Origin of the sequence: Streptomyces sp. WM6378, from assembly GCF_001279695.1 — a bacterium.
Taxonomy (GTDB): Bacteria; Actinomycetota; Actinomycetes; order Streptomycetales; family Streptomycetaceae; genus Streptomyces.
In genome coordinates, this window is sequence record NZ_LGDD01000356.1 from 16,158 (window position 1) to 28,003 (window position 11,846).

Consider the following 11,846-nt stretch of genomic DNA (forward strand, 5'->3'; position numbering starts at 1 on the left):
TGAACCGAGGTCGGGCAACCTGGGCCTACGCCACGGACATGCCGTAGGCGCCTGAGCGGATCTGAGTTCCCGGCGGGCGCCGAGCGCGCCCGCCCCCACCTCTACCGGGAACCCGCGGGCTGGAGCGAGGCGACGGCTCATGTGCACGCCCTGACCGCCGAACGGCGTCTCAGCAAGGCATGGCGCCTGGCGGTCCTGCGGCGCCTGCGCGGCGCACTGGCCATCCAGGCCGCCGACGGTGCCCACCGGGTCACCACCGCCACAGTCGACCGTGTGCCCGGCGGCTGCACCGAAGGAGTCCTCGAAGTGCTGCGCCGGATGGGGCTGCTGGAACGCACACGGAGCACGCCGCGGCCGCCACGTTACCCACGCCGGTCCTGCGCGGACTGTCTCGCGTGGGGCATGGGCAGCCGCTGGTGCCCTGGCTGCCGCAACTGGCGAGAGGATCCACAGCGCTGGCCGCTGGGCACCTGCCGACGGTGCCACCGCCCCAACCTGCCGCTGCAGCACACCACCGCAGGCCGAGGACACTGCCGGGGCTGCCTTCTGCACCTGCGCGAGCACGGCAGCACCGACCAACCCGCCTACACCCAGTTGGAGTTCGCCCCCACCGCCCGCAGCCTGCAAACCCAGCACGGGCGCCTGGGCTACGACGTTGAGCATCCCGTCCGGGCACGGGAGAGGGAACGTGCCCGGCGCCGCCCTTCCGTCCAGGCCGTCTCCGCCCACCTGGTCGACCCGGCCCAGACTGTGCTGTTCGACATGGCTCGCGACTGGACCAGAGCTGCCACCCTTACAGCACGGGAACTGCCCGCACTGACCGAGGCGGCCCGCTGGCTTCTTGAGGACTTCACCGCCGCCTCCCGCCGCGCCTCCCGGCTCGACAACCCCTACCCCCACGCTCATAAACCGACCTTGCGTACGCTGCGCATCCTGGTCGCTCATCTCGGTGCCGACGCACCAATCGCGGAACGGGACGTGCGGGCCCTGTCCCGCCTCGACCCCAATATCACCGCCCGTCGGCTGCTGCACTACCTCGCCGACCACAGCCTGCTCCAGCTTGATCCCGAAACGCACACCGACCGCCATCAGGCCGCTGTCGCGCGACCAACTCGACGTGTCCCGCGCCCGTATCTGCCTGCCCGGACGCACCCTCTACCTCGACACCCTCACCGACACCCTGCTCACCGACTGGCTCCGAGCCCGCCACCGCACCTGGCCCACCAGCACCAACCCCCACCTGCTCGTCACCCGTCAGACTGCCCTCGCACCCCACCACCCCGCCATCAGCCCTGGCGCTGCCCACGCGGTCTTCACTCTGACCGGACTGACCGCTACCGCCCTGCGCCAAGACCGCATCCTCGATGAAGCCCGGCACACCAGTGACCCCGTCCACCTGATGCGCCTGTTCGGAATCTGCCCCGCCACCGCTCTGCGCTACATCCACGCAGCTCACCCCGAAAAGGCTGGCCACCGCCCGCGATGACCACATGGACAGGGCCCATGCGCCTGCTCGGGGTAGCCGGATCATCGGCCGCCGGACCACAACCAGGTAGGCAGTCAGTCGTCGATTGCCTGGTAGAGGGTGGTCCAGAAGTCCTGCATGGCTCGGGCCGAGTCCGGGGTCGACATCCCGGTCTGGGTGAGCAGGATGCCTACGAGCTGGTTGTGCGGGTCGGCGTAGGTCGTGGTGCCGGCTCCGCCGTCCCAGCCGAACTGGCCGATGGGCGCGTAGTCGCCTCGGTAGGTGCGCACCGTCATGCCGAAGCCCCAGCCGCCGGTCTGTCCCTGACCGTGGGACAGGTGGACGATGCTGCGCGCCCAGGTCTGTAGGGCTGTTGTCTGCTCGGGTGTGAGGCGGTTGGTGGTCATCAGCTCGACGGCGGGCCGGGACAGGATCCGTTCGGTGCCGTGCATTCCGTGGTTGAGCAGCATCCGGAAGTAGGCGTGGTAGTCGTCGACGGTGGAGTCGAGTCCGCCGCCGCCGGACTGGAACGCGGGGGGCTTGCTGTGGTGTCCTCCTTCGGCCGGGTCCTCCACGGTGAACTCTCCAGTCTGCGGATCGGGGGCGTACAGGGGAGGCAGCCGGTCGATCTTGTCGGCGGGTACGTGGAACCCGGTGTCCTTCATGCCCAGCGGATCGAAGATGCGCTCGCGCAGGAACGTCTCGAACGACTGGCCGGTGACCCTGGCCACCAGCACCCCGAGCACGTCGTCGCTGACGTTGTACAGCCACCGCTCTCCGGGCTGGTACATCAGCGGCAGCTCGCCCAGGCGGCGCATCCACTCGTCCGGCTCCACTGTCGGCAGCATCCATCCGTTCTCGCCGTAGACCTTCTGCTCGAAGTACGCGCTCATCATCGGGGAGCTCATCGCCGTCGTGTCCAGGCCGAGCCCGCAGGTGGAGGTGAGCAGGTCGCGTACGGTGATCGGACGCCGCGCCGGGATGGTGTCGTTCAGCGGGCTGTCGGGGCGCTGGAGGACCCGCCGGTCGGCCAGTTCGGGCAGCCACTGATCTATCGGGTCGTCAAGTCGCAGCCGGCACTCGTCCAGCAGGACCATGGTCGCGGCGACCGCGACCGGCTTGGTCGTCGAGGCCATCCGGAAGATGGTGTCCCTGCGCATCGGCGTGCCGCCGTCATGGCGCATCGTCCCGATCGCCTCGACATGGGTCTCGCCGCCCCGGCCGACCAGGGCGACGAGTCCGGGGATCTTCTTGGACTCCACATGCGCTTCCAGTACCTCGCGCAGTCGGCGCAGTCCGGCTTCGGACAGGCCGTTGTGGCCGTTTCCCATCGTGAATCTCCTTGCACGCAGTGGTCGGTCTCGACGGTGCCGCGGGCATGCGGCGCGAGGCGGCCGGCCGGGCATGGCCCCGGCGGCCGCGTGGTGCAGACAGGCGATGAAAGTGGTGCTCGGCCCCTGAGGGGCGATGTGCTGAGGCGCAATCAGGCCGTCTCGTCTTGTGTTCCGGTCTCGTTGCCGGCGGCGCGCGCGATGTCGTCGGTCAGCTGCTTGCGCGCACGAGCGGGGACGTAGCCGCCCTCCGAGTAGTTCCGGGCGAACGCCTCGACGAACTCCACCGGGTCCTCCCCGACGACCTCGCGGATCGGCGTTCCGTCGGCCGCGGCCTGCTCGAACAGGTCGGCGAGGTCTTCGAACATCGATGCGTTGCTGTCTTCGTCGGTCGGCACGAAGTGCATCAGATTCCGCTCGATCGCCTCGACCGCCGTGCGGTAGTTCCCGGGAAGCTCCTTGACGCGCGCCTTGTATGTCCTCCAGCGTTTCTTGGGCCCTATCAGCTTCGAGAGGAAGCCGCTCTTTTCGGCATCGGACACGGTTACTTGCCCCCTTCACGGAGCTGTTCCAGTCGTTCCGTGAGGAAGCTCCACGTCCTCCAGAACTCTTCGAGGTACTGCCGTCCCTGAGCGTTGAGGGAGTGCACCTTGCGGGGCGGTCCCTTCTCGGAGGGGACCTTCTCCACGTCGACCAGGCCGCGCTTCTCCATCCTGAGGAGCAGCGCATAGATGGTCCCTTCGGCGATGTCGGAGAAACCCTGCCCCCGCAGCCGTGCCGTGATCTCGTAGCCGTAGGCGGGCCGGCCGGCCAGGGACGCGAGGATGATGCCCTCCAGCGTGCCCTTGAGCATCTCCGTCTCCAGCTTGGTCATGGAACACCTCCTCCCTGCGCTAGTCAGCGCTGTTGAGTACCGGTACACAGTAACGCTGACTACCAGTACTTAGCAAGACAGAATAGTGCGCAACGGAGGCGAAGGCTGCGAGCGACTGCGGCTGCCATAGCCGACCAACCACGAATGTGGAGAACCTGCACATCAGGGCTTCCAAATCGGCAGACCGACGCGCGAGTTCTCGTCGCTTCCCCTACAGGAATCTGTGAACCCGCGCGCTTCTCTCTACTCGGGGCTCGGGCTTCAGCGGGCCCGCGTCGCAGCCCTGTCGCTGCGCGCCGAAGGTCTCACCGGCGCCGAACACGCCCACCACCAGCTGCTCCTGGACCCCGGTGACGACAAGAAGCGCACCATCGAGCAGGTCGCCGACGCCGCCCGCCAGAAGTTCGGTGCGCACGTCATCCGCCCCGCCACCCTTGCCGGCCCGCCCGGCACCCTCCGCAACCCCGCCCGCCGTCGTTCCGCCCAATAAGGAGCCTGTTGTGCGTCTGGCCCGTTTCACCGAGTTCTGCCTGCAGGTGCTGCCCGAGAGGGCGACGATGCGCCGGCGGCAGGCTTCGCCGTCTCCTTCACTTCCGGGAGCCGGGTGTGGCTCCAGGTGACCGGAGGGCCGGCGCCCGGGGCCGCTGTCGAGGACGCGGGCACCCCGGTCAACGGGCCCGCCCTGGAGCATGTGCCGCTGCCCGTGCTGTTCGACGACGCGGGCAAGGTCAGCCCCCAGCGGGCCGAGGCCTACCTCACGGCTGTCCTCACCAACTCCGGCAGCACCGAGATCGCCGAAATCTACGGCTACACCCACCGTGCCAGGAAGCCGGCCATGAACCCCGGCATCGGCATCATCTTCCACAACGGAGCCCGCCTGTGGGTGCCGTTCCTCCACACCACCCAGCCCGGCCACGACCGCGGCCGCAGCCCCTTCCGCCTGCAAGCCAGCTTCTGAACACCGCAAGCCCAGCCCGTTCGACCCCGCTCAAGGCGGCGCAGCGCGTGGGTGCGGCCGGTCGCCAACGTGCGGGAGACGACCGACCGCGCGAGCACCCTCGGGAGCACTCTGGATCACCGTAGGGCCGTTCATGCCCCTGCGCTCGTTGGAACGCCTGCGTACCGAGTCCGTGCCCTGCGGGGTTCAGGACTGCCTTACCCCCAAGGGGACCAAGGGGAGGGTGCAGCACGCTGTACTCAGGCCGCGGCCTGAAGGCGCGCGTCGATCCGCTCCACCAGCTGTTCCACCATGTGCTCGACCAGCCAGTCAGACTCGGCTTACAGACGCAGCATCATCGCGAGCGCCAGGGCCTCGCTCTCGGTGAGCAGCGGCAGTGGGGTGCCCGGGGCGGTCAGCTGGGCTTCGATCTCGTCGTAGTAGGCGCGTTCGCCCGCGTCTATGTCCTCGCGCAGGGCGGCCGCGATCTTCTTGCGGCACTCGGCGGAGGGCGTGCGCGGCCCGCTCGACTCCATGGCGAAGCTGTGGGCGCCCGGATGGGTGGCGGGCAGTCGGCACTCCTCGTCGGCGTCCTCGGGTGACACTGCCGTGCACGAGGGGAGCCGGTGCAGGCGGCGCTTGAGTTCCTCGCCCCGGACGGCGAGTTTCACACCGTCCGGGGCCCACAGCAGCCACCAGGTGTCGTCCGTGCCGGACTCCTGGGCGAGGGCGGCGTGCGGTCCTTCGTGGCCGTCCTGCAGCTCGCACTGAGGATCGTCAACGATCTCGTGGGCGGGATGGGGGAGCTGCTCAAGTACCAGCTGTTCGATGGGAGTGAGGGCGGTCTGGGCGTCGCACAGCGACAACCGTTCGGTCATGACCAGCACGTTAGGAAGCGGCTCTGACACCGCATCCCCCGTCTGGTTCAGCGGGCTACCTCGATCGGGGCAAGCGGATCCCCCGAACAGATGCCGCACCGGTTCCGGAGTTGCCGCGAAAGAGGGCCCTGGGTTCAGGAGTTGAGGTCCATCACGGGAACGCCGAGCCCTTCGTAGGCGCGGGGGCTGACGGTGGCGATCAAGGCTCCGTCAGGACGGTCCATGGTGGGGCGGGCCGCGTGGACGGCGGCTGCCACGCCGAAGGGGACCTGGCGGCGATACAGGGCCGCGACGGCGTGGGCTGCTGCGTAGTCCGTATCCAGGGTGTGCAGGGTGTCCAGGATGCCGACGTAGTCGACGACTCCCGCTCGCTCGCGCTCGGCCTCCAAAGCGCTGACGACCGGAACCCACAGACGCACCGTGGGATCGCCGCTGGCAATGTGGATCAGGCCGGACACCTGTTTGTTCCCGCCGAGTGCCAGCAGGGTGCTGGTGTCCAGGACGTAGTGCTCAAGGATCACGCCGCCTCGCCCGAACCCGCTCCAGACTTGCCCAGCCTGTGGCGGTGCGCCGCCTGCGCCTCCCGCATCTTGCTGCGCAGCGCGCCGGTGTCTTCCTCAGTGAGCTGGTGGCCGAACTCGGAGTCCAGGAACGCTCTCGTCCGCTCCGCACGTTCCTGCAGCTGTCGCGGTGTGAGGGAGGCGGCGGCGAACTCCTCGATCAAGGCCCGCATCGTCGTCCCCCGGGCCTGCGCGAGAGCGGCGAGCCGGTCCCGCGCCACTGAATCGATCTTGATGGTCGTATCCACACACCCAAGTATACCGGTGAGAATACCTCGCGGAGGGAAGATGCTCCGATCCGCGGTTGACCCCCTCGACGGTGCGTGTTTGGCGCACCGGCCGATCCGGTCAGGTGAGAGTGATGCGCAGCTCGTAGGGCCGGCCGGTGCTGATGGCCTCGGCCTGCTCACCCAGGTCCGCCGCGGTGAACCCGAGGAGCGCCTGGTCGGCGGCACGGCGCAGCAGGGGCACGATCCGCGCAGGTGGCTGGCCGCGATGAGTGGCGGCCAGCGCGGTGAAGGCCTGCTGGTAGCAGGCGCCGTACGTACCCGAGCTGTCGGCGAGGAGCCGGGGCAGCGCCTTCTTGTCGATGCTGATGTCACCCATGACCGCTCCGGCCCACGAAGGGCCCGGCCGGTCCGGTCCCAGGCATCCGACGCTAGAGGCAGGCACTGACAATGCAGTCGCCTTGGGCCCGTCGGCAACGCGGTCATGGTGGGTGTCGACGGCCGCACCGAGCGGTTCGAACTGACCGGCGTGCCGTTGCACGACCGCACCTTCGCCGAGCCTCTCTCGACCGCCACCTGTGACGGCCGGCCGGAACTGCTGGAGCAGCAGGACGTCGCGAGACACGAGACAAGACGCAGACATCCACTTCAACACGGTGGACCCGATCCTGCCGGGCCCACGGCGATCCCGCCAACCTCCTTGGGCATCGCTCAGAGCTGTGCTGTTCAGAGGGCCGAGTCGTAGCCCGCCACGGACAACACTGGCGAGGCGGAAGCACGGGTGATCGCGTGCGTTGAATTCGCCAAGTGTCCCGTCTGGCGTGTGCCGATCCGCTCTGCTGGATACACAGCACAGCAGCACCAAGTCCAGGGAGCGACGATGACCGACATCCGTATGAGCGCCGATGTACGCACCGCACTGGGGCCGGACGGCGTCGCCAAGGCCGGGGCCGTGACCCTCAACAACGCGAACTGCCTGGTCTGCGAAACAAAGATCTATCCGGATGAGCCGGCCAACGTCGTCGTCCGGGTCGCGGGCCTTGAGCGGGCCACGGGCCGCATCGCCCACGTGCGGTACGCGCACGCCCGCTGCCACGCCTCGGCCGTCGTCGAGATTCCCGAAGCCCGCTCGCCCGCCCCGTCGGCGATGCCGGACGACGGTATGGCGATGCGTATGACCGCGGCCACCGTCGAACACGGCCGCTCCGTCCTGCCCACTCTCGTCGCCGAACTCGAAGCACCCGTCTATCTCAACGCCGGGACCGGAGCGGGCGTCGAACTCGTGGACGTTCTCGCCTCCCGCGTCCTGGCCCGCGGCTTCTCCCCCGTCGGCCGGATGCGGCAGGCTCCCGCGCACGCGGACCAGTGGCTGGCCACCTACACCACGCCCGCCGGACTCGACCGGATCTCGCAACTGACCGTCATGGAACCCGACGGGACGCTCTTCTACACCGGCACCATCGCTCCCCCGCCCCAGTGGACCGCCGGCATCGAGCAGTACGGCTGGAGCGTGCTGTACGTCGGCAAGATCGGCCTCGCCGGAATCCCCGCCAACGACCAGCGCGCCAAGACCCGCCTCATGCGAGAAGCCGCCGCTGCCGGACGGTTCGTCGGCGCCCGCATCACCGTCCACCACCTCGCGTGAGACGGACGCTTCCGGATGAGCCGTCAGGAGAGCCCTTGGTTCCCCGGCTCGCCGCTCTTTCCCGCTGCCAGCTATCTGTGGAAGACGGCAACACTGACCGCTCTGCCTCGGCCCGTCTCCGCGCACCGGAGGAGCGCAGCAATTCCGGAACTGGCAGAGCGAGTTCGCTCGCAGGCCGCGAGTCGGTTACGTGGCGCTCCGTGTGCGGTGGGCGCGAAGATGAGATCTTCGGTCCGGCTGTGCGGGGAGGGACGTCTGGTGCGACTGTGGACTCTATTGGCCGGGGCGCTGCCGCGGCCGCCGATAGTGAGGCCGTTCCGGCCGGGTGCCCCGAGGCAGGTCGCGTTCGCCGCCTACCTGTTTTCCCTGCTGTTCGCCTCCGCCTACATGCTGATCACCGTAGGCAGTGCCCTGCCCAGCGCACGGGCGGCTGCCGCAGGCAAGGCGCCCGACGGGGGCTATGTGCCGGTCGGCGCAGCCTTGGCGGGGGCGTTGCTGTGGGTCGTGGTGGCCGGCTTGGCTTGGCTGTTCTTGGCGATGGCTGAGCCCCGTGACGCCGTCGGGCTGCCGAGGGCATCGGCGTGCACCGTCGCGCGGGCGAGCCTGTCGGTGTTCGTGCTGGCCGAGTCGGTGGGGTTCGTAGCGTCGGTGGCCTGGGGGTACGTGAGCGACCATGTGGCCTACCTGAACGCCCACTCCGGCTCCTCAAGTCACCCCGGAGTCCTCGCAGATCTGGCCGGCAGTGTGGCGGCTGGGTTCAGCGAGGAAATCGTCGTCGTTGTCCTGCCCGTCTGCCTGGCCTACCGGCTGCGGCGGCATGTGACGAATCCCCGGCTGCGCCGGGCGGGGTTGGTTGTCCTGGTGGCCGGCATGCTGCTCGCCCGGCTGTCGTACCACGTGATGTACGGCTTCGGGGCGCTGCCCCTGGCGGTCTGGGCCCTGGCCAGCATCCTGGTGTACCTGCGCACGCGAGCGGTCCTGCCGCTGATGATCGCCCACGCGGTGTACGACATGATCCTGGCTGTCATCCGCCCTGTCGCCGGGAGCTACGGGCGGACCTCCGGAATTGCCGTGTACGCACTGATCGTTGGCGTCGCCCTGGTCATGCTCATCGCCACGAGCCCAGTCCGGCGTTCTGGCCAGCGCAATGCTGCAAGCAGGCTTCGCGGGCATCCCGGCAGCGCAGCCCCCATGGTGGCGGACCTCAGCAGCACCACCACATCGACGGATCCTCACCAGCGCGGAGTCGGCACTGCGTGAAGAGGATCTAGGGCGTGGGTTCCTGTAGCGGGGCAGGGCGGCGGACCAGGGCCGGCGGGTGCGCCGGGTCGGGCCGGAAGCCGAGGCGCTCGTAGGCGTCGGCGAGTTGGGTGGTGCGGGCGGCTGCGACCAGGCCGATGCCCTGGGCGTCGGCATAGCGCAGCGCCCGGTGCACCAGGCGGCCGGCGGAGATCGGATCGTCCTCGGCGGCGGCGAACTGTCCGGCCTCCCACCAGGTGCCGCCGCTGCGGCGCAGGGCGGCGCGGGCCCGGTTCACCGCGAGCGCGCCCTTCTCCTGGCGCATCCGGTACAGGCTCCGCGCCAGATACACGACGAGGGCGAGCTGGAGCAGGGTCTCCCCGCAGCGGTCGGCCAGCCATCCGGGCGCCCCGGCCGCCGCGGCGAGGGGCTGCAGAACCTCGTCCAGTTTGAACGCGAACAGGCCCAGGGCCAGCGAGATGACCGCGAAGGCGGTGCCGAAGGCGAGGCGGCGGCGCCCGCTGACCTGGGCGCCCTGGACGGTCATCACCGCGCTGCCGTGGGCGAGCAGCCGCCCGCTGGTCTGCCACAGGAGCAGCAGTGCCAGCCACATCGCCACGCCGAACGGCGCCACGAGGCACCGGGCGAACCACCGCAGGCGGGCGGCCTCCGCCGCCGGACGGGGGCGGTCCTCGCCGTTCGCAGGCCGGGCGGTGCCTGTGGGGTTGCCGAAGCGGCGCTGCAGCAGCCGCGCGTGCCGGGGCAGGTCGCGCCAGCGAGCGCGCAGATCGGCTGGGACGCAGGGGCCGGTTGCCACCGCTACCTCCAGGTTCCTCGACGGACGTGGCGCCCCGGGCTGGGCGGGGCACCACAGGCTTTCTCTGGCACGACGGCCCGGTCACGACGGGGCCGCCGGGTGCTAGCGGCGGGCGCGGAGGCTGGCCAGGGTGCGCCGTTCAGCGATCCCACGGAGCGCGGCGCCCGGTGCTTCCTGCCCACGGACTCCGTCTCAGCAGGCAACTCGTGCCACGGCGTCCCTGATCAGTACCGGCACATAGTCGATCGCGAGCTGCAGGATCCGTTCGATGGGCACCGCGTGGGAGTTGTTGTCGACGTTGGTGCAGGCGGACCACTGGGCAGGCTCGTAGCGGGCAAGCATGGACAGCGTGTACAGAACCGCCCACCAGGCCATGAGGGGATGCAGCTCCTTGGCCATCGGCGAGATGACAGGGAAGAAATAGCGCAGTCCCCCGTGCTCGTGTGTCATGGTGCGCAGATGTTCCCGCCGTTCAGCACGGGTGGCGGTTCCCTTAGGCATGGTCCAGTTGAAGCACAGGGCACCGCTGCCGTCCTCGAACCGCTCGTATGCTGGCGGTGGGTCCAGCTCCCGGCTAGTGCGGCGTTCAGTCACGTAGCTTTCGTGCTGGGCGACCGACGGGTATGAGACGAGGAACTCGGCCAGCGCCTCGCGGGTGCCGGTGTCGATCACTCGCTTGGGGATATCGGATACGGGGACACTGAGCAGCGGGTGCTCGTGATGGCCAACGTGGTGCTCGGAGACGGTCAGCGGGATGAGCCGGTCCCGGTCCGTGAGGGGGTAGTCCATGTTCACGGGCAGCAGGTCCCAGATGTCTTCCAGGCGTACGGGGTCCGGTCCCCAGACGGGCGAGCCCAGCAGCTCGCTCAGCCGGGGGAAACTACCGTGGGTGCCAGCCAGGTCGGTGCGGATTTCGATGTCGGGAAAGTTCCGGTCGAATCCGGTGGCCTTGATGCCGTGGGCATCCAAGCGCCAGTCCTCTCCCTTGAGATCCCAGGCTGCGGCTGCGATGGCCCGTCCTGCCTGGCTCAACCCGTAGAAGACGTGCAGCGGGCGCGTCGCGGGGCCCACCGTGGCGGCGGCCTGGAACATCTGCCACGCCTGTTCGAGTGCCGTTGAGTACGTCTTGCGGCGGGCCGCGCTGTTCGCTCTGCCGGGTGGCTCGGACCGGCTGGCCCGCAGCCACTCCCACGCCCGGTCCGTCAACACGCTGATGTGCATGGCCGAAAAGGCTACTGGGCAAGCAGCTCCTTGCGATACCCGATTGAATGCACGGCCGCCGCGAGGCCAAGGCATTCACGACCGCCGCGCTCCATCCGGTCCGTCAGCCCTCTGGCCGCCAGAACGTGCCCAGCGACCTACTAGTGCTTCGTTAGGTCTATGCGTTTGCGCTGATCAAGAGCATGTTGAGATGTGTGGATGCGCATGAAGTGGACCGGATGCGGGCGGCGTTGGGGCTGTTCGTGGACGATATGTTCGCCTCGGTGCCGCGCAAGGATCAGCGGGCCAAGGGCGAGTGCTATCTGCGGGGGCTGATGCTGGACGGCCGTCGCAAGTCGATCCAGCCGATGGCTCAGCGGTTGCCGGACGGAAACATGCAGGCGTTGCAGCAGTTCGTCAATCAGTCGCCGTGGCAGTGGACGCCGGTCCGGCGACGGATCGCCGAGCGGCTGGTTCAGGTGATCGGGCCCGAGGTGTGGGTGGTCGACGATGTGTCGTTTCCCAAGTGCGGGCGGGCGTCGGTCGGGGTGGCCCGGCAGTACTGCGGTGCGCTGGGGGCTTGTACGTGAATAACCGTCAGAGTTGACCTGTCGGACGAGGTGTGGTGGGAGGCTGGAGCATGGCTCTGCCTTCGCAACATCGCATCCCCGCC

At 69.1% G+C, this 11,846-nt stretch carries 14 protein-coding genes and 1 pseudogene; 6 read left to right on the forward strand and 9 right to left on the reverse strand.

Annotated elements, in window-relative coordinates; genetic code table 11:
* Positions 1-1,060 precede the first annotated feature (1,060 nt).
* Positions 1,061-1,486: a hypothetical protein gene (locus ADK54_RS48145; RefSeq protein WP_063802179.1), complete on the forward strand. Its 426-nt coding sequence runs from the start codon at positions 1,061-1,063 to the stop codon at positions 1,484-1,486.
* A gap of 74 nt (positions 1,487-1,560) precedes the next feature.
* Here the strand turns inward: ADK54_RS48145 and ADK54_RS41730 are convergent, their stop codons facing one another.
* The 3 genes from ADK54_RS41730 to ADK54_RS41740 form a co-directional block, all read right to left on the reverse strand.
* On the reverse strand, positions 1,561-2,796 hold the full coding sequence (locus tag ADK54_RS41730) for a serine hydrolase domain-containing protein (RefSeq protein ID WP_053731084.1): 1,236 nt from the start codon (positions 2,794-2,796) through the stop codon (positions 1,561-1,563).
* 152 nt (positions 2,797-2,948) lie between these two features.
* A complete protein-coding gene (locus ADK54_RS41735) occupies positions 2,949-3,338 on the reverse strand; it encodes a DUF1048 domain-containing protein (protein WP_053731085.1) in 390 nt (129 codons plus the stop codon).
* Positions 3,339-3,340: 2 nt separating this feature from the next.
* On the reverse strand, positions 3,341-3,670 hold the full coding sequence (locus ADK54_RS41740; RefSeq protein ID WP_053731086.1) for a PadR family transcriptional regulator: 330 nt from the start codon (positions 3,668-3,670) through the stop codon (positions 3,341-3,343).
* A 223-nt stretch (positions 3,671-3,893) separates the two neighbouring features.
* Between ADK54_RS41740 and ADK54_RS41745 the strand changes: the two genes are divergently transcribed.
* Both ADK54_RS41745 and ADK54_RS41750 read left to right on the forward strand, forming a co-directional pair.
* A complete protein-coding gene (locus tag ADK54_RS41745; RefSeq protein ID WP_053731087.1) occupies positions 3,894-4,160 on the forward strand; it encodes a hypothetical protein in 267 nt (88 codons plus the stop codon).
* Between the two features lie 126 nt (positions 4,161-4,286).
* Positions 4,287-4,628, forward strand: a complete 342-nt coding sequence (locus ADK54_RS41750) for a hypothetical protein (RefSeq protein WP_159048068.1) — start codon at positions 4,287-4,289, stop codon at positions 4,626-4,628.
* A 320-nt stretch (positions 4,629-4,948) separates the two neighbouring features.
* On the opposite strand, the gene ADK54_RS41755 is transcribed toward ADK54_RS41750, so the two are convergent.
* From ADK54_RS41755 to ADK54_RS41770, 4 genes are all read right to left on the reverse strand, one after another.
* Complete coding sequence (locus tag ADK54_RS41755) at positions 4,949-5,485, reverse strand: hypothetical protein (protein ID WP_159048069.1); 537 nt, start codon at positions 5,483-5,485, stop codon at positions 4,949-4,951.
* A gap of 134 nt (positions 5,486-5,619) precedes the next feature.
* Complete coding sequence (locus ADK54_RS41760) at positions 5,620-6,006, reverse strand: hypothetical protein (protein ID WP_053731090.1); 387 nt, start codon at positions 6,004-6,006, stop codon at positions 5,620-5,622.
* Complete coding sequence (locus tag ADK54_RS41765; RefSeq protein ID WP_053731091.1) at positions 6,003-6,293, reverse strand: hypothetical protein; 291 nt, start codon at positions 6,291-6,293, stop codon at positions 6,003-6,005. Before ADK54_RS41765 ends, ADK54_RS41760 begins: the two co-directional genes overlap by 4 nt.
* A 100-nt stretch (positions 6,294-6,393) precedes the next feature.
* Positions 6,394-6,651 (reverse strand): hypothetical protein, encoded by a 258-nt coding sequence (locus ADK54_RS41770; protein WP_053731092.1) that lies wholly within the window; start codon positions 6,649-6,651, stop codon positions 6,394-6,396.
* A gap of 501 nt (positions 6,652-7,152) precedes the next feature.
* Between ADK54_RS41770 and ADK54_RS41775 the strand changes: the two genes are divergently transcribed.
* Positions 7,153-7,917: a hypothetical protein gene (locus ADK54_RS41775; RefSeq protein WP_053731093.1), complete on the forward strand. Its 765-nt coding sequence runs from the start codon at positions 7,153-7,155 to the stop codon at positions 7,915-7,917.
* A 207-nt stretch (positions 7,918-8,124) separates the two neighbouring features.
* Positions 8,125-9,177 (forward strand): type II CAAX prenyl endopeptidase Rce1 family protein, encoded by a 1,053-nt coding sequence (locus tag ADK54_RS41780; RefSeq protein WP_159048070.1) that lies wholly within the window; start codon positions 8,125-8,127, stop codon positions 9,175-9,177.
* 7 nt (positions 9,178-9,184) lie between these two features.
* Here ADK54_RS41780 and ADK54_RS41785 read toward each other — a convergent pair whose 3' ends face one another.
* Both ADK54_RS41785 and ADK54_RS41790 read right to left on the reverse strand, forming a co-directional pair.
* Entirely contained in the window at positions 9,185-9,973 is a 789-nt protein-coding gene (locus tag ADK54_RS41785) for a hypothetical protein (RefSeq protein ID WP_053731095.1), read from the reverse strand.
* 192 nt (positions 9,974-10,165) lie between these two features.
* Positions 10,166-11,194, reverse strand: a complete 1,029-nt coding sequence (locus ADK54_RS41790; RefSeq protein WP_053731096.1) for a YaaC family protein — start codon at positions 11,192-11,194, stop codon at positions 10,166-10,168.
* A gap of 194 nt (positions 11,195-11,388) precedes the next feature.
* Between ADK54_RS41790 and ADK54_RS41795 the strand changes: the two are divergent.
* A pseudogene (locus tag ADK54_RS41795) lies at positions 11,389-11,751 on the forward strand (transposase); the annotation flags it as partial.
* Between the last annotated feature and the right edge of the window lie 95 nt (positions 11,752-11,846).